The organism is Shigella sp. FJ200513, assembly GCF_040495915.1.
In the GTDB taxonomy this organism is placed as follows: Bacteria; Pseudomonadota; Gammaproteobacteria; order Enterobacterales; family Enterobacteriaceae; genus ECMA0423.
In genome coordinates this window covers 1-17,103 of record NZ_JBDYCV010000053.1, presented here as the reverse complement: position 1 = coordinate 17,103, position 17,103 = coordinate 1, and the positions used below count along the sequence as shown (strand labels likewise).

Annotated in this window: 15 protein-coding genes and 1 pseudogene; 11 read left to right on the top strand and 5 right to left on the bottom strand. The window is 51.0% G+C overall.

What is annotated here, in order from left to right; all coding sequences use genetic code 11:
- The first annotated feature begins 83 nt into the window (after positions 1–83).
- From adiA to pmrB, 6 genes are all read left to right on the top strand, one after another.
- Positions 84–2,351: an arginine decarboxylase gene (gene adiA, locus ABZJ92_RS12780; RefSeq protein ID WP_011069591.1), complete on the top strand. Its 2,268-nt coding sequence runs from the start codon at positions 84–86 to the stop codon at positions 2,349–2,351.
- Positions 2,352–2,675: 324 nt separating this feature from the next.
- Positions 2,676–3,437 (top strand): DNA-binding transcriptional activator AdiY, encoded by a 762-nt coding sequence (gene adiY / locus ABZJ92_RS12775; RefSeq protein ID WP_001217059.1) that lies wholly within the window; start codon positions 2,676–2,678, stop codon positions 3,435–3,437.
- A 136-nt stretch (positions 3,438–3,573) separates the two neighbouring features.
- A complete protein-coding gene (gene adiC, locus ABZJ92_RS12770) occupies positions 3,574–4,911 on the top strand; it encodes an arginine/agmatine antiporter (protein WP_000093154.1) in 1,338 nt (445 codons plus the stop codon).
- Between the two features lie 103 nt (positions 4,912–5,014).
- Positions 5,015–6,658: a phosphoethanolamine transferase EptA gene (eptA, locus tag ABZJ92_RS12765; protein WP_024259327.1), complete on the top strand. Its 1,644-nt coding sequence runs from the start codon at positions 5,015–5,017 to the stop codon at positions 6,656–6,658.
- Complete coding sequence (gene basR, locus ABZJ92_RS12760; protein WP_000697923.1) at positions 6,655–7,323, top strand: two-component system response regulator BasR; 669 nt, start codon at positions 6,655–6,657, stop codon at positions 7,321–7,323. Before eptA ends, basR begins: the two co-directional genes overlap by 4 nt.
- On the top strand, positions 7,324–8,424 hold the full coding sequence (gene pmrB, locus ABZJ92_RS12755) for a two-component system sensor histidine kinase PmrB (RefSeq protein WP_001052137.1): 1,101 nt from the start codon (positions 7,324–7,326) through the stop codon (positions 8,422–8,424).
- Here the strand turns inward: pmrB and pmrR are convergent.
- The 4 genes from pmrR to crfC all read right to left on the bottom strand — a co-directional run bounded on the left by pmrR (position 8,400) and on the right by crfC (position 13,470).
- Positions 8,400–8,489 carry an LpxT activity modulator PmrR gene (gene pmrR / locus ABZJ92_RS12750; protein WP_000797656.1) on the bottom strand — a complete coding sequence of 30 codons (90 nt, stop codon included), beginning with the start codon at positions 8,487–8,489 and terminating at the stop codon, positions 8,400–8,402. The genes pmrB and pmrR overlap by 25 nt on opposite strands.
- A gap of 111 nt (positions 8,490–8,600) precedes the next feature.
- Positions 8,601–10,103 (bottom strand): glycine betaine/L-proline transporter ProP, encoded by a 1,503-nt coding sequence (gene proP, locus ABZJ92_RS12745; RefSeq protein WP_000919720.1) that lies wholly within the window; start codon positions 10,101–10,103, stop codon positions 8,601–8,603.
- A gap of 263 nt (positions 10,104–10,366) precedes the next feature.
- Entirely contained in the window at positions 10,367–11,245 is an 879-nt protein-coding gene (locus ABZJ92_RS12740) for a YjcZ-like family protein (protein ID WP_000169147.1), read from the bottom strand.
- Complete coding sequence (crfC, locus tag ABZJ92_RS12735; protein WP_000288548.1) at positions 11,242–13,470, bottom strand: clamp-binding protein CrfC; 2,229 nt, start codon at positions 13,468–13,470, stop codon at positions 11,242–11,244. Before crfC ends, ABZJ92_RS12740 begins: the two co-directional genes overlap by 4 nt.
- A 402-nt stretch (positions 13,471–13,872) precedes the next feature.
- Here crfC and ABZJ92_RS12730 point away from each other — a divergent pair, with 402 nt between their 5' ends.
- The 5 genes and pseudogenes from ABZJ92_RS12730 to ABZJ92_RS12710 all read left to right on the top strand — a co-directional run.
- Positions 13,873–14,208, top strand: a complete 336-nt coding sequence (locus ABZJ92_RS12730; protein WP_001300891.1) for a zinc ribbon domain-containing protein YjdM — start codon at positions 13,873–13,875, stop codon at positions 14,206–14,208.
- Positions 14,209–14,365: 157 nt separating this feature from the next.
- Positions 14,366–14,809: a VOC family metalloprotein YjdN gene (gene yjdN, locus ABZJ92_RS12725; protein WP_001131335.1), complete on the top strand. Its 444-nt coding sequence runs from the start codon at positions 14,366–14,368 to the stop codon at positions 14,807–14,809.
- Positions 14,810–14,941: 132 nt separating this feature from the next.
- A complete protein-coding gene (gene phnC, locus ABZJ92_RS12720; RefSeq protein WP_001193423.1) occupies positions 14,942–15,730 on the top strand; it encodes a phosphonate ABC transporter ATP-binding protein in 789 nt (262 codons plus the stop codon).
- 24 nt (positions 15,731–15,754) lie between these two features.
- Positions 15,755–16,771, top strand: a complete 1,017-nt coding sequence (gene phnD, locus ABZJ92_RS12715) for a phosphonate ABC transporter substrate-binding protein (RefSeq protein ID WP_000992018.1) — start codon at positions 15,755–15,757, stop codon at positions 16,769–16,771.
- Positions 16,772–16,876: 105 nt separating this feature from the next.
- A pseudogene (locus ABZJ92_RS12710) lies at positions 16,877–17,029 on the top strand (membrane channel protein of phosphonate transporter); the annotation flags it as partial.
- Between the two features lie 14 nt (positions 17,030–17,043).
- On the opposite strand, the gene ABZJ92_RS12705 reads toward ABZJ92_RS12710, so the two are convergent.
- Positions 17,044–17,100: an IS1 family transposase gene (locus ABZJ92_RS12705; protein WP_003032489.1), complete on the bottom strand. Its 57-nt coding sequence runs from the start codon at positions 17,098–17,100 to the stop codon at positions 17,044–17,046.
- Between the last annotated feature and the right edge of the window lie 3 nt (positions 17,101–17,103).

Genomic DNA, 17,103 nt, shown 5'->3' with positions numbered 1-17,103 from the left:
TGTTTTTCACGCGCTTTACAGCCCGAAAAGGCCGGAAGATACTTGCCCGCAACGAAGATTCCTTCATAACCGGGTAAGCAATGATGAAAGTATTAATTGTTGAAAGCGAGTTTCTCCATCAAGACACCTGGGTCGGTAACGCCGTTGAGCGTCTGGCAGATGCTTTAAGCCAGCAAAATGTTACCGTGATTAAATCCACCTCCTTTGATGATGGTTTTGCCATTCTCTCTTCAAACGAAGCCATTGACTGCCTGATGTTCAGCTATCAAATGGAGCATCCGGACGAACATCAAAACGTCAGACAATTGATCGGTAAGCTTCATGAGCGCCAACAAAACGTGCCGGTCTTCCTGTTGGGCGATCGGGAAAAAGCCCTCGCCGCAATGGACCGGGATCTGCTGGAGCTTGTCGATGAATTCGCCTGGATTCTGGAAGATACCGCCGACTTTATCGCCGGACGCGCCGTTGCCGCGATGACCCGCTACCGCCAGCAGCTGTTGCCGCCACTGTTCAGCGCGCTGATGAAATATAGTGACATCCATGAATATTCCTGGGCAGCGCCAGGCCACCAGGGCGGCGTTGGTTTTACCAAAACACCCGCCGGACGTTTCTACCATGACTACTATGGTGAAAATCTGTTCCGTACCGACATGGGCATCGAACGAACTTCCCTCGGTTCTTTGCTTGACCATACTGGCGCATTTGGCGAAAGCGAAAAATATGCCGCACGCGTATTTGGTGCCGATCGCTCCTGGTCGGTAGTCGTCGGTACTTCCGGCTCTAACCGCACCATCATGCAGGCTTGCATGACCGATAACGATGTCGTGGTCGTTGACCGTAACTGCCATAAATCCATCGAACAAGGTTTGATGCTGACAGGCGCGAAACCGGTCTATATGGTGCCAAGCCGCAACCGCTACGGCATTATCGGGCCAATCTATCCGCAGGAAATGCAACCTGAAACCTTGCAAAAGAAAATCAGTGAAAGCCCGCTGACCAAAGACAAAGCCGGGCAAAAACCGTCTTACTGCGTGGTAACCAACTGCACCTATGACGGCGTGTGTTATAACGCTAAAGAAGCGCAGGATCTGCTGGAAAAAACCTCCGATCGTCTGCACTTTGACGAAGCCTGGTACGGCTATGCACGTTTCAACCCGATCTATGCCGATCACTATGCCATGCGCGGCGAACCTGGCGATCACAACGGTCCTACCGTTTTCGCCACCCACTCCATCCACAAACTGCTGAATGCGCTGTCACAGGCTTCTTATATTCATGTACGTGAAGGTCGTGGGGCGATTAACTTCTCCCGCTTCAACCAGGCCTACATGATGCATGCCACCACCTCCCCGCTGTATGCCATCTGCGCATCCAACGACGTGGCGGTGTCGATGATGGACGGCAACAGCGGCCTGTCACTGACACAGGAAGTGATTGACGAAGCGGTTGATTTCCGTCAGGCGATGGCGCGGCTATATAAAGAGTTCACCGCTGACGGTAGCTGGTTCTTCAAACCGTGGAACAAAGAAGTCGTCACCGACCCACAAACCGGCAAAACCTATGACTTTGCTGACGCACCAACCAAACTGCTGACCACCGTTCAGGACTGCTGGGTAATGCATCCGGGCGAAAGCTGGCACGGCTTCAAAGATATTCCGGATAACTGGAGTATGCTCGACCCAATTAAAGTCAGCATCCTTGCTCCGGGAATGGGTGAAGATGGTGAACTGGAAGAAACCGGTGTTCCGGCGGCGCTGGTCACTGCCTGGCTTGGTCGCCACGGCATTGTGCCTACCCGCACCACTGACTTCCAAATTATGTTCCTGTTCTCTATGGGCGTAACCCGTGGGAAATGGGGGACTCTGGTTAACACCCTTTGCTCCTTCAAACACCACTATGACGCCAACACACCGCTGGCGCAGGTGATGCCGGAACTTGTTGAACAATATCCTGACACTTACGCGAACATGGGGATTCACGATCTGGGTGACACCATGTTTGCCTGGCTGAAAGAAAACAACCCTGGCGCACGGTTGAACGAAGCCTATTCCGGCCTGCCGGTGGCGGAAATCACCCCGCGTGAAGCGTACAACGCGATTGTCGACAACAATGTCGAACTGGTATCCATTGAAAATCTGCCAGGACGCATCGCGGCAAACTCAGTTATCCCGTATCCGCCAGGAATCCCGATGCTGCTGTCTGGTGAAAACTTCGGCGATAAAAACAGTCCGCAAGTAAGTTATTTACGCTCGCTGCAATCCTGGGACCACCATTTCCCTAGATTTGAACACGAAACTGAAGGGACTGAAATTATTGACGGTATTTACCACGTTATGTGCGTGAAAGCGTAACCACTATTCCGCTGAAGGCGTAATTGTTTAAATAACATTACGCCGCCTGGCCTTAGGCCTTTTGAGTATGGCAACGTTTTCATAAAAATTGCTGCAAACAAAAATGTCATACTTTTTGCGCGGCCCCACCCCACGCTTTTTTTTGCCTGTTATTTATCCTGTAAAAAAATATGTACATGAGAAATTACTATAAAAATTTGTAATATTAGTAAAACTCGTTATTTTTATGCATGTTTATATTCATCATGCAATTATATAACCATTTCCCGGTATCGCTTTGCTTTAGCGAGAACTGGTCTTTTATTCGCACTCAGGAGTACATGTATGAGGATTTGCAGCGACCAACCTTGTATTGTTTTATTGACTGAAAAAGATGTCTGGATAAGGGTGAATGGGAAAGAACCTATTAGCCTTAAAGCTAACCATATGGCGTTATTAAATTGTGAAAATAATATTATCGACGTCTCCTCTCTTAACAACACTTTGGTTGCTCATATTAGTCACGACATCATCAAAGATTACCTCCGGTTTCTGAATAAAGATCTCTCGCAAATACCAGTATGGCAACGTAGCGCTACGCCCATACTCACCCTGCCATGCCTGACGCCAGACGTCTTTCGCGTTGCCGCGCAACACAGCATGATGCCCGCAGAAACTGAGTCAGAAAAGGAACGAACACGCGCATTATTATTCACGGTGCTATCCCGTTTTCTCGACAGTAAAAAATTCCTTTCATTAATGATGTATATGTTACGTAATTGTGTAAGTGACAGCGTTTATCAAATTATTGAAAGCGATATTCACAAAGACTGGAATCTTAGTATGGTAGCCAGTTGTTTATGTCTTAGCCCAAGTCTGTTAAAGAAAAAGTTGAAAAGCGAAAACACCAGTTATAGCCAAATAATCACCACCTGCCGCATGCGTTATGCCGTAAATGAATTAATGATGGACGGTAAAAATATCTCTCAGGTATCACAGTCCTGCGGCTACAACAGTACGTCGTACTTTATTTCTGTCTTTAAAGACTTCTACGGTATGACGCCGCTGCATTATGTTAGTCAGCACAGAGAACGCACTGTCGCCTGATTTTTAACCTTAACGAAGAGCTATATTAATAACGGCATCAGCGATAACCCGGTCGATAATAATTCAACTATCGAATGCAGGCGTATGATATGACGTAATTTATTGTCACGAAGCTCGCCTTCGCAGGAGTTTAATTATGTCTTCGGATGCTGATGCTCACAAAGTGGGCTTAATCCCCGTCACCCTGATGGTGTCGGGGAATATTATGGGGTCAGGTGTTTTTCTGTTACCTGCAAACCTGGCCTCCACTGGCGGGATTGCCATTTATGGATGGTTGGTGACGATTATCGGTGCGCTGGGGCTCTCGATGGTATACGCCAAAATGTCGTTCCTCGACCCAAGTCCTGGTGGTTCTTACGCTTACGCCCGCCGCTGCTTTGGCCCGTTTCTCGGTTATCAAACCAACGTCCTCTACTGGCTGGCCTGCTGGATCGGCAATATCGCCATGGTGGTCATTGGCGTAGGATATTTAAGTTACTTCTTCCCGATTCTGAAAGATCCATTGGTATTAACCATCACCTGCGTCGTGGTGCTGTGGATCTTCGTCCTGCTGAACATTGTCGGTCCGAAAATGATCACCCGCGTGCAGGCCGTTGCCACTGTGCTGGCGCTGATCCCCATCGTCGGGATTGCCGTATTTGGCTGGTTCTGGTTCCGTGGTGAAACCTATATGGCGGCATGGAACGTCAGCGGCCTGGGCACCTTCGGTGCGATTCAAAGTACCCTTAACGTTACGCTGTGGTCGTTCATCGGTGTGGAAAGTGCCTCCGTTGCCGCAGGTGTGGTGAAAAACCCGAAACGCAATGTCCCTATCGCCACCATTGGTGGGGTATTGATTGCCGCCGTTTGCTATGTGCTCTCCACCACCGCGATTATGGGGATGATCCCTAATGCCGCACTGCGCGTTTCTGCCTCGCCATTCGGTGATGCCGCACGGATGGCGTTGGGTGACACCGCTGGGGCCATTGTTTCCTTCTGCGCAGCTGCGGGTTGCTTAGGTTCACTGGGCGGCTGGACGTTGCTGGCGGGTCAAACGGCGAAAGCCGCTGCCGATGACGGACTGTTCCCACCGATTTTTGCCCGTGTAAATAAAGCGGGTACGCCAGTGGCGGGGCTGATTATCGTCGGTATTTTGATGACCATCTTCCAGCTCAGCAGCATTTCACCAAACGCGACCAAAGAGTTCGGTCTGGTTTCTTCCGTCTCGGTCATCTTTACACTGGTGCCATATCTTTACACCTGTGCGGCGTTACTGCTGCTCGGCCACGGTCACTTTGGTAAAGCACGCCCGGCATATCTGGCTGTTACTACCATTGCCTTCCTCTACTGCATTTGGGCCGTGGTGGGGTCCGGGGCGAAAGAGGTTATGTGGTCATTTGTCACCCTGATGGTCATCACCGCCATGTATGCGCTGAATTACAACCGGCTACATAAAAACCCGTATCCCTTAGATGCACCAATAAGCAAAGATTAATTCCCCTTAATCCAGCAAACATAAAAGCCAACCTTAAGAACTTAAGGTTGGCTTAATTTTGCTTTGCGAGCATATGCGCACTTTGTTCGATGGAAACACCGTGATGTTGAAGCGCCTACTAAAAAGACCCTCTTTGAATTTACTCGCCTGGCTATTGTTGGCCGCTTTTTATATCTCTATCTGCCTGAATATTGCCTTTTTTAAACAGGTGTTGCAGGCGCTGCCGCTGGATTCGCTGCATAACGTACTGGTTTTCTTGTCGATGCCGGTTGTCGCTTTCAGCGTGATTAATATTGTCCTGACACTAAGCTCTTTCTTATGGCTTAATCGACCACTGGCCTGCCTGTTTATTCTGATTGGCGCGGCTGCACAATATTTCATAATGACTTACGGCATCGTCATCGACCGCTCGATGATTGCCAATATTATTGATACCACTCCAGCAGAAAGTTATGCGCTGATGACACCGCAAATGTTATTAACGCTGGGATTCAGCGGCGTGCTTGCTGAGCTGATTGCCTGCTGGCTAAAAATCAAACCTGCCACCTCGCGTCTGCGCAGTGTTCTTTTCCGTGGAGCCAATATTCTGGTTTCTGTACTGCTGATTTTGCTGGTCGCCGCACTGTTTTATAAAGACTACGCCTCGTTGTTCCGCAATAACAAAGAGCTGGTGAAATCCTTAAGCCCCTCTAACAGCATTGTTGCCAGCTGGTCATGGTACTCCCATCAGCGACTGGCAAATCTGCCGCTGGTGCGAATTGGTGAAGACGCGCACCGCAACCCGTTAATGCAGAACGAAAAACGTAAAAATTTGACCATCCTGATTGTCGGCGAAACCTCGCGGGCGGAGAACTTCTCCCTCAACGGCTACCCGCGTGAAACTAACCCGCGGCTGGCGAAAGATAACGTGGTCTATTTCCCTAATACCGCATCTTGCGGCACGGCAACGGCAGTTTCAGTACCGTGCATGTTCTCGGATATGCCGCGTGAGCACTACAAAGAAGAGCTGGCACAGCACCAGGAAGGCGTGCTGGATATCATTCAGCGAGCGGGCATCAACGTGCTGTGGAATGACAACGATGGCGGCTGTAAAGGTGCCTGCGACCGCGTGCCTCACCAGAACGTCACCGCGCTGAATCTGCCTGATCAGTGCATCAACGGCGAATGCTATGACGAAGTGCTGTTCCACGGGCTGGAAGAGTACATCAATAACCTGCAGGGTGATGGCGTGATTGTCTTACACACCATCGGCAGCCACGGTCCGACCTATTACAACCGCTATCCGCCGCAGTTCAGGAAATTTACCCCAACCTGCGACACCAATGAGATCCAGACCTGTACCAAAGAGCAACTGGTGAACACTTACGACAACACGCTGGTTTACGTCGACTATATTGTTGATAAAGCGATTAATCTGCTTAAAGAACATCAGGATAAATTTACCACCAGCCTGGTTTATCTTTCTGACCACGGTGAATCGTTAGGTGAAAATGGCATCTATCTGCACGGTCTGCCTTATGCCATCGCCCCGGATAGCCAAAAACAGGTGCCAATGCTGCTGTGGCTGTCGGAGGATTATCAAAAGCGGTATCAGGTTGACCAGAACTGCCTGCAAAAACAGGCGCAAACGCAACACTATTCACAAGACAATTTATTCTCCACGCTATTGGGATTAACTGGCGTTGAGACGAAGTATTACCAGGCCGCGGATGATATTCTGCAAACTTGCAGGAGAGTGAGTAAATGAAAATTCTGATTGTTGAAGACGATACGCTGTTATTGCAGGGACTGATTCTGGCGGCGCAAACCGAAGGCTACGCGTGCGATGGCGTGACAACCGCGCGGATGGCGGAACAAAGCCTTGAGGACGGTCATTACAGCCTGGTGGTACTGGATTTAGGGTTACCCGACGAAGATGGACTGCATTTTCTCGCCCGTATCCGGCAGAAAAAATACACCCTGCCGGTACTGATCCTCACCGCTCGCGATACGCTGACCGACAAAATCGCCGGGCTGGATGTCGGTGCCGATGACTATCTGGTGAAGCCTTTTGCGCTGGAAGAGTTACACGCCCGTATCCGCGCCCTGCTACGACGCCATAATAATCAGGGCGAAAGTGAGCTGATTGTTGGCAATCTGACGCTGAATATGGGTCGCCGTCAGGTATGGATGGGCGGTGAAGAGTTGATTCTGACGCCCAAAGAATATGCTCTGCTGTCACGGTTAATGCTCAAAGCAGGCAGTCCGGTACATCGGGAAATTCTCTACAACGACATCTATAACTGGGACAATGAACCCTCGACCAACACCCTGGAAGTGCATATCCACAATCTGCGCGACAAAGTGGGCAAAGCCCGTATCCGCACCGTGCGCGGCTTTGGCTATATGCTGGTCGCGAATGAGGAAAACTAATTGAATCTGATGCGTTTTCTGCGCCGACCTATATCGCTGCGCCAACGGCTGATATTGACCATCGGGGCCATTTTGTTGGTGTTTGAGCTGATCAGCGTCTTCTGGCTATGGCATGAAAGTACCGAGCAGATTCAGCTGTTTGAGCAGGCGCTACGCGACAATCGCAACAACGATCGCCACATCATGCGTGAGATCCGCGAGGCGGTCGCCAGCCTGATTGTCCCCGGCGTCTTTATGGTCAGCCTGACGCTATTTATCTGCTATCAGGCGGTACGCCGCATCACCCGCCCGCTGGCGGAGCTGCAAAAAGAGCTGGAAGCGCGCACCGCCGACAACTTAACGCCCATTGCCATTCACAGCGCCACCCTCGAAATCGAAGCGGTGGTTTCGGCGTTGAACGATCTGGTCAGTCGCCTGACCAGCACGCTGGATAACGAAAGGTTGTTTACCGCTGACGTCGCGCACGAACTGCGAACGCCACTGGCGGGGGTGCGTTTGCATCTGGAACTGCTGGCGAAAACGCATCACATTGATGTAGCACCGTTAGTGGCACGGCTTGATCAGATGATGGAGAGCGTCTCCCAGCTGCTGCAACTGGCGCGTGCCGGACAGTCATTTTCTTCCGGTAATTATCAACATGTAAAACTGCTGGAAGATGTCATTCTCCCCTCGTATGACGAACTCAGTACCATGCTCGACCAGCGACAGCAAACCCTGCTATTGCCAGAGAGCGCCGCCGACATCACCGTTCAGGGTGATGCAACCCTGCTGCGGATGTTATTGCGAAACCTGGTAGAAAACGCCCATCGTTACAGCCCGCAAGGCAGCAACATTATGATTAAGCTGCAAGAAGATGGCGGAGCGGTCATGGCAGTTGAAGATGAAGGACCAGGTATTGATGAGAGTAAATGCGGGGAGTTGAGTAAAGCGTTTGTACGTATGGACAGCCGTTATGGCGGGATTGGTCTGGGGTTAAGTATTGTCAGCCGCATTACACAGTTGCATCACGGGCAGTTTTTCCTGCAAAACCGGCAAGAGACTTCCGGCACGCGGGCCTGGGTACGGCTGAAGAAAGATCAGAACGTGGCAAACCAGATATAAAGAAAGCTGCTGACCACCAGCACGCTGAACACGGTAGTTAAACTTTCATAAACACGGTTTTTCATTGCACTCTCCTCCGTTAACCTGGAGGAGAGTATGCGCGTCAGAGATTAAGTGAACCTTAAGAGTTCAATTGGCCTGATAAGACAGCGTCACATCAGGCCATCCGTTTCAGCTTATTCATCAATTCGCGGATGTTGCTGCACCAGGCGGGTACGTTTCGCCTGCAAATCGGCAATCTCGTGGTCAATATTATCGATTTTCTGCTCGATATTATCGTAATGCTCGACGAGAATTTCCTTCGCTTCCTGTATATCTGACGCCGCCGGTGTCGCACCTTTCAACGGACGATTTGCCGTCTCTTTCATGGTTACGCCGGTGATTAAACCAATCACCGCCACTACCATCAGGTAATAGGCAGGCATCATCAGATTCTGCGAGCTTTCGACCAGCCAGGCCGCCAGTGTTGGCGTCAGACCGGCAACCAGCACCGAAATATTAAATGCCGCCGCCAGCGCGCTGTAACGGATATGCGTCGGGAACATCGCTGGCAAGGTAGAAGCCATAACGCCCATAAAGCAGTTAAGGATCACCGCCAGCATCAGTAACCCGGCAAAAATCAGGCCGATGACGTTACTGTTAATCAGAATAAACGCCGGGATCGCCAACACAAACAGTGCAACACTACCAAGTAGCACAAACGGACGACGGCCAAAACGGTCACTCAGCAAGCCCATCACCGGCTGGACAAACAGCATACCGATCATAATGGCGATAATAATCAGCACCCCGTGGTCTTCGGAGTAATGCAGGTTATGCGACAAATAACTCGGCATATAGGTCAGCAACATGTAGTAAGTCACGTTGGTGGCAATTACCAGACCAATACATGTCAACAGGCTGCGCCAGTATTTAGTGGCAATCTCTTTAAACGAGACTTTCGGGCCATCCTGCAAACCTTCGCGGTCGCCCTGTTCCAGTTTATCAACATGCTGCTGGAACGCCGGAGTTTCTTCCAGCGCATGGCGCAGGTAAAGCCCGATAATCCCTAACGGCAGAGCAATAAAGAACGGAATACGCCAGCCCCAGTCGAGGAAGTTCGCTTCGCCGACAATGGTCGAAATTAACACCACCACGCCCGCACCCAGCACAAACCCGGCAATAGAACCGAAGTCCAGCCAGCTGCCCATAAAGCCACGTTTACGGTCAGGGGAGTATTCCGCAACAAATATCGACGCCCCGGTATATTCACCACCGACCGAGAAACCTTGTGCCATCTTACAGATCAACAGCAGAATCGGTGCCCAAATACCAATCGTGTCGTAGGACGGTATTAAGCCAATACAGAACGTACTGATCGACATAATCACAATAGTGATAGCGAGGATCTTCTGGCGACCATATTTATCGCCCAACATACCAAAGAAGAGTCCGCCAAGCGGTCGAATCAGAAAGGGAACGGAGAAAGTGGCAAGTGCAGCAACCATCTGCACGCTGGGGTCAGCCCCCGGGAAAAAAACTTTACCTAATGCGTAAGCAACAAAACCATAAACACCAAAATCAAACCATTCCATTGCATTACCCAGTGATGCTGCGGTAATGGCTTTACGCAGTTTACCGTCATCAATAATGGTGACATCACGAAGGGTAATCGGTTTTACTTTTTTCCTTTTCAGCATAGCTTTCCTCGCAGAGTTGGCCCATTTCCGCAAACGCCAGAAAAATCAGCGCGACGGCCGCAAAAGGGGAGCGGGAATTGCAGGATGCAATCTCTGTAACAAGCGTAGCGGGTTTGCTTACACCCTCCGGTTAAGGAATGTACAATCAAACCAGTTGACGCCTGAATTGGGCAGTTAATGACCTTTTTACCCTACCAGTGTTTAAATTTGTGATCAACTTCACACATGGATTTCGTTTAGGACTCATTGATGTAACTGATTATTTACGCCAAATTTACAGAGAAGATTTCCTCGACCATTGCCCCCACCAAACGCTGCGCTGAACAGAGTCGTGGCATCCCCAGCGCGACAGTTTGCCAGCGTTGGGTCACTGACCAGCAAACGGGTTGTTTATCTGCCGTGGTCCACTTTCCCAGCCAACTTAAAAAATCAGCATGATCCCCGCCCGTCGGAACGGTCGAAGAGGCAAACCACTGATGGTAATAGTGACGCGTAGTCGGTGCCGCATTGATACTCTCTGCCAGATGTTGTGTCGCTTTCTCGCGCAAATCACCCAGCAACAACACCACCGCTTGCGGGCTTCCCAGACGGCAGGCATCGCCAAATGCACCCCAGCGCAACTCCTCCAGAACGATAAAACAGCGCCCAGGCAACGACCAGGCGTTATACGCCCCAGCACGCCAGCGGGTAAAAATTTGCTCGCTCTGATCACCTGCCTGCACCAGTAGGCCTCGTTGCGTTAACGCCTTTTCCTTCCAGCGACAACGGGCTGAAAACCACTCATACAAGGCGGCAATTTGCTGGGGGAGCTCCGGGAAAGCAGAGTGCTGGCGGTGATCCATTTTTTGCAGCAGCGCCAGATGCTGCGCGATCTGCGTCAGCGCCAGATGACCGGGATCCAGCATCGACGCCAGTTTTTCCACCATTGTCAGTCGCAGGCTAAGCGGCGCATTTAACATGCCGCCGTTCGTCCATGTCTGAAGCTGCACACGCGAAAGAAGTTCCTGCATCAGTCGTTCACGAAACTGCTGCTGATGGGCTTGAGGATGGCGGGCATCATCGCCCTGCGCCAGATCCACTAAAAAGCGCGGATGAACCGACTCCAGCACGCGACCGGGGCCGTCCAGTAACGTCTTGGTCAATATCGTTCTGCCGTGAAAAGTGTTTGAATATCATCGCGTAACAGCTGAGCGTCGGTGTAAATCCAGCTGTGAGTCATCACAGTCTGCTGCAATTGCTGCTGCATCAGCCTGACCACCGATTCATTTTGTTGACGCAGAGCCAGACTTTCGCGTAAACGCGTCTGTAATTCTGTCAAACATGAAGCGAACTCAGCGAAAAAAGTATTCATGCCTGCCGTAACAGATTCATCGACCTGCTCTGCCAGAACTTTAGCCATTTGTTGGCAATAGAGATCGACTTCTGCGCTTAATGCTCGTTGCAACACACTGTAATCAACCGTTTCTGTCGGGGATTTCTCATTTCCCCGTCCCCAGTCGGGCTGATTCAACCAGCGCGAAAAAGTCTCACGCACAACGCCTAAACGCGTGCTCTGCTCGTCCGTTGCTTCCTGGCGCGAAATGACTTCACTGAACAGCTGGCGAGTGTTGAAGTGGGGAACTACGCCGTGAAAAACAGGAAAATGAAACCCAGGACGAAACCCTGACTCGCTCAATTCCATTTTGACTTGTTGCTCAATGGGGCGAATAACATCGGTTAACACCCGGCAAAGGGTGGATTCCATCTCGGCAAAACGCAGCGTAAAGTCGCGACTGATGGTGTTCTGCGCCGTCTGTAACAGTGTCTCACAGCGGGTACGAATCTCGCTTAACGGCTCCGAATCATCCTGAAACAAGGCGGCTAACTGCGCATTCACCGCATCTTGCTGTTGACGCAGAAAGTGGTTGGCGGAGGTCAGGGCCAGCTCGATTTCATGTTTAATCTCGCCGCTCACCTGCGCCTGATTGAGTTGCAATAGCTGCAAACTTTCTTCGACCTGATGGATATTTTGCCGCAATTGTTCACAAGCGACGTTTAACCCGTGCGCACGAAAATCCAGGTATTCCCGCGCCTGCTGCGCGTAATTCAACAGTTTATGCGCAGCAGATCGCAGAGCATACAATGAGGCGTTAGCGTAAGCGGCATGAAGCAACGCCTGAATTGGCTGGGCGAACAGCGAATCTTCCCACAACTGATCGGCAGCATGACGAATATGTTCGAGGTCCGCCAGATCGGCATGACGCCAGCGCCTGCCGAGCGCGGCATGGGCAAAATCTTCCACCCAGCGTTGTTGCTCTGGCGCTGGTAACTTACCGTTGTTGGCTAACTCATAGCGCGCCCGATTCGCCAGGTAGCCCCACATCGACGACACCGGGAATATCTGCTGTGGCGTAATACAGCCTTTCATCAGCGTCCCGGAAATCAGTGCCCGCACCTGGTCGGCGTCGTCACTGTTACGATCCTGTTGATCGAACTTATTGACCAGCACATACAGCGGCACCGATTGCCCCACCGCCAAAATCGCCTCACGGACCTCTTCATCGGAGATCGATTTCAGTTGCGTATAATCCAGCACCGCCAGTACCGCCGAGGCGCGTGCCAGCTGCTGGTTAAGCATTTTTTGCAGATGCGGTTGCCCGGCTTCATTTGGCCCGGGGGTATCCAGTAACGTCAACTGACCGGGATAACTTTCCAGCCCCGCCAGATGGACAAACTCCACTTCAATCACGGGAATATGCTCAATGGCGGCGTAAGCAGAAAAAGGAAAATCGACGTCCAGCGCCTTCGCCAGTCGCACTAAATCATTCAAACTTTTCAGACAATGAAAAATAGGCTGGGCACCCAGATAATATTTTTCGAAAGCGACGCCATTTTCGATCCGCTGCATAAGCGCACGCATATCTTTATCTATTTCCAGCACATCGGTCAGATGCTTAATATCGCAATCACGCAGGCGCTGTTGTAATTGTTGAATTAAACAATCGATTGGCGCGACATGTGAAAAATGCAGTACCGGTTCCTTTTGCCCGGGCGTATGGCGAATAAGCGTCGGCAGCGCAGTCATTGGGCGATTACGATTAGGCAGAACCTCCGTACCAACAATGGCATTAATGGTGGTTGATTTCCCTGCTTTCATGGTACCGACAATTGCCAGCACCATTTCCAGTCGGGAAATTTTACACAACTCATTATTCAGCATCGCGTGACGTTCGGCGATATTAGGCTGACTCCAGGGTAAAGCCAGTTGTGGCGCGTCGTCTCCGGGTACAGAGAGAGGCATTTTTTCCAGTAACTGCAACTGTTGGCGAGAAAGCTGTAACAGGCGTTCAGCCTCCTGACTTAACTCATACAGGGTCTGTGTGTACATAGAAAATTCTTCCTTAAAGCAAATTTTGTTACTTTTATTTAGCCAGATTGTTTTTGAGTTCTGTTTTCGGCTTTTATAATTACTGCAAGAAATAATTTTATATTTAGTGTGTTGTTTTTTTATCAGAATAAATAACGTCTTCTGATGCGTTTAAAACGTCAGAAAGATAAAAATATCATGTGAATAAAAAAAAGAACAAGTAGAGCATTAACATTATCTTAAATAATAAATAGAGGCAAAAAGATTATTTTCTTTTTGCGTTTCCTTTCAAATGAAAACGATCGTCGTCTAAAATCAGCAGTACCCCCGACAAACTCAGGGATTTTGTGTATAATTGCGGCCTTTTTCGGCAATCTGCCGTTTTTTGGCGCTTTTGCCCTGCTGACTTTTGAGGAAATCCACATGTCATTACCACACTGCCCAAAATGCAACTCCGAATACACTTACGAAGATAACGGCATGTACATCTGCCCGGAATGTGCCTACGAATGGAACGACGCAGAACCTGCACAGGAAAGCGACGAGCTGATCGTTAAAGATGCTAACGGCAATCTGCTGGCTGACGGCGACAGCGTTACCATCATTAAAGATCTGAAGGTGAAAGGTAGCTCTTCGATGCTGAAAATTGGCACCAAAGTGAAAAACATCCGCCTGGTTGAAGGCGACCATAACATCGATTGCAAAATCGACGGTTTTGGTCCGATGAAACTGAAATCTGAGTTTGTGAAAAAGAACTGATTGTATTGTGATCGGTAAGCCGGATAAGGCGCTCGCGCCGCATCCGGCAACGATGCCGACTGCCTGATGCGACGCTTGCGCGTCTTATCAGGCAGCCTCTCATCTGTATAAATTTCGAACTACACTTAACTGGCTTCTCTTAACTGAGGTCACCATCATGCCGTTAAGTCCCTACCTCTCTTTTGCCGGTAACTGTTCCGACGCGATTGCCTATTATCAACGTACGTTGGGCGCGGAACTGCTCTATAAAATCAGCTTCGGCGAAATGCCGAAATCAGCGCAGGACAGCGCCGAGAACTGCCCTTCCGGAATGCAATTTCCCGATACCGCCATCGCTCATGCCAACGTGCGCATTGCCGGAAGCGACATCATGATGAGCGATGCTATACCGTCAGGAAAAGCCAGCTACTCCGGCTTTACGCTGGTGCTCGATTCGCAACAGGTCGAAGAAGGAAAACGCTGGTTTGATAACCTTGCCGCTAACGGAAAAATCGAAATGGCCTGGCAGGAAACTTTCTGGGCGCATGGCTTTGGCAAAGTCACCGATAAATTTGGCGTACCGTGGATGATTAATGTCGTCAAACAACAACCAACGCAATAACCCGCCGGGAGGCCCGCCCTCCCGCACTGTCATCGAATTCCCGTTAACTCTTCATCTGTTAGTCACTTTTAATTAACCAAATCGTCACAATAATCCGCCACGATGGAGCCACTTTTTTAGGGAGGCTGCATCATGCAAACGATTATCCGTGTCGAGAAGCTCGCCAAAACCTTCAATCAGCATCAAGCGCTGCATGCGGTTGATCTGAACATTCATCACAGTGAAATGGTGGCTCTGCTTGGGCCGTCGGGTTCCGGCAAATCCACCCTTTTACGTCATTTAAGCGGTTTGATTACCGGCGATAAATCCGCCGGTAGCCATATCGAGCTACTGGGCCGCACTGTCCAGCGCGAAGGCCGCCTGGCCCGCGATATCCGCAAAAGCCGCGCCAACACCGGCTACATCTTTCAACAATTCAACCTGGTGAACCGCCTGAGCGTACTGGAGAACGTGCTGATTGGCGCGCTCGGCAGCACGCCGTTCTGGCGCACCTGTTTTAGCTGGTTCACCGGCGAGCAGAAACAGCGCGCGTTACAGGCGCTGACCCGCGTTGGCATGGTGCATTTTGCCCATCAGCGCGTTTCCACCCTCTCCGGCGGCCAGCAGCAACGTGTGGCGATTGCCCGTGCGCTGATGCAGCAGGCGAAAGTGATTCTGGCCGATGAACCCATCGCCTCGCTGGACCCGGAATCAGCGCGCATCGTGATGGACACCCTGCGCGACATCAACCAGAACGACGGCATCACCGTGGTCGTCACGCTGCATCAGGTGGATTACGCCCTGCGCTACTGCGAACGCATCGTCGCCCTGCGTCAGGGGCACGTCTTCTACGACGGCAGCAGCCAACTGTTTGATAACGAACGTTTTGACCATCTCTACCGCAGCATTAACCGCATCGAAGAGAACGCGAAAGCTGCCTGATATCCCCATCATTGAGGAAAACGAATGAACGCTAAGATAATTGCCTCGCTGGCCTTCACCAGCATGTTCAGCCTCAGCACCCTGTTAACCCCGGCACACGCCGAAGAGCAGGAAAAGGCGCTGAATTTCGGCATTATTTCAACGGAATCACAGCAAAACCTGAAACCGCAATGGACGCCGTTTTTACAGGATATGGAGAAGAAACTGGGCGTGAAGGTCAACGCCTTCTTTGCCCCGGACTACGCGGGCATTATCCAGGGGATGCGCTTCAATAAAGTGGATATTGCCTGGTACGGCAACCTGTCGGCGATGGAAGCGGTGGATCGCGCCAATGGCCAGGTCTTCGCCCAGACGGTCGCGGCGGATGGATCGCCGGGTTACTGGAGCGTGTTGATCGTCAACAAAGACAGCCCGATCAACAACCTGAACGATCTGCTGGCGAAGCGGAAAGATCTCACCTTCGGCAATGGCGATCCTAACTCCACCTCTGGCTTCCTCGTCCCCGGTTACTACGTCTTCGCTAAAAACAATATCTCCGCCAGCGACTTCAAGCGCACCGTCAACGCCGGGCATGAAACCAACGCGCTGGCCGTCGCCAACAAGCAAGTGGATGTTGCCACCAACAACACCGAAAACCTCGACAAGCTGAAAACCTCCGCGCCGGAGAAGCTTAAAGAGCTGAAGGTGATCTGGAAATCGCCGCTGATCCTAGGCGATCCGATCGTCTGGCGCAAGAATCTGTCCGAAACTACCAAAGACAAGATCTACGACTTCTTTATGAACTACGGAAAAACGCCGGAAGAGAAAGCGGTGCTGGAACGCCTGGGCTGGGCGCCGTTCCGCGCTTCCAGCGACCTGCAACTGGTGCCGATTCGCCAGCTCGCACTGTTTAAAGAGATACAAAGCGTGAAAGGCAATAAAGGGCTGAATGAGCAGGACAAGCTGGCGAAAACCACCGAGATTCAGGCGCAGCTGGATGACCTGGACCGCCTGAACAACGCGTTAAGCGCGATGAGTTCGGTGAGTAAAGCGGTGCAGTAAATCGTAGGTCGGATAAGACGCCCCGGCGTCGCATCCGACAATGTGTAGGCGTTGATGCCGGATGCGGTGCAAGCACCTTATCCGGCCTACAGACCGGAGCCAAACATGCAAACCATCACCATCGCCCCACCCAAGCGTAGCTGGTTCTCGCTTCTGAGCTGGGCCGTTGTTCTCGACGTGCTGGTCGTCTCGTGGCAGGGCGCGGAAATGGCCCCGCTTACGCTGATTAAAGACGGCGGCAACATGGCAACCTTCGCGGTAATGACTCCAACTTACTGATAGTGTTTTATGTTCAGATAATGCCCGATGACCTTGTCATGCAGCTCCACCGA

Coding starts and splice junctions, on each gene's coding strand:
- adiA (WP_011069591.1), top strand. CDS start 84: ATGAAAGTATTAATTGTTGAAAGCGAGTTTCTCCATCAAGACACCTGG.
- yjdN (WP_001131335.1), top strand. CDS start 14,366: ATGCCGTTAAGTCCCTACCTCTCTTTTGCCGGTAACTGTTCCGACGCG.
- adiC (WP_000093154.1), top strand. CDS start 3,574: ATGTCTTCGGATGCTGATGCTCACAAAGTGGGCTTAATCCCCGTCACC.
- ABZJ92_RS12730 (WP_001300891.1), top strand. CDS start 13,873: ATGTCATTACCACACTGCCCAAAATGCAACTCCGAATACACTTACGAA.
- crfC (WP_000288548.1), bottom strand. CDS start 13,470: ATGTACACACAGACCCTGTATGAGTTAAGTCAGGAGGCTGAACGCCTG.
- phnD (WP_000992018.1), top strand. CDS start 15,755: ATGAACGCTAAGATAATTGCCTCGCTGGCCTTCACCAGCATGTTCAGC.
- proP (WP_000919720.1), bottom strand. CDS start 10,103: ATGCTGAAAAGGAAAAAAGTAAAACCGATTACCCTTCGTGATGTCACC.
- eptA (WP_024259327.1), top strand. CDS start 5,015: ATGTTGAAGCGCCTACTAAAAAGACCCTCTTTGAATTTACTCGCCTGG.
- pmrR (WP_000797656.1), bottom strand. CDS start 8,489: ATGAAAAACCGTGTTTATGAAAGTTTAACTACCGTGTTCAGCGTGCTG.
- basR (WP_000697923.1), top strand. CDS start 6,655: ATGAAAATTCTGATTGTTGAAGACGATACGCTGTTATTGCAGGGACTG.
- adiY (WP_001217059.1), top strand. CDS start 2,676: ATGAGGATTTGCAGCGACCAACCTTGTATTGTTTTATTGACTGAAAAA.
- phnC (WP_001193423.1), top strand. CDS start 14,942: ATGCAAACGATTATCCGTGTCGAGAAGCTCGCCAAAACCTTCAATCAG.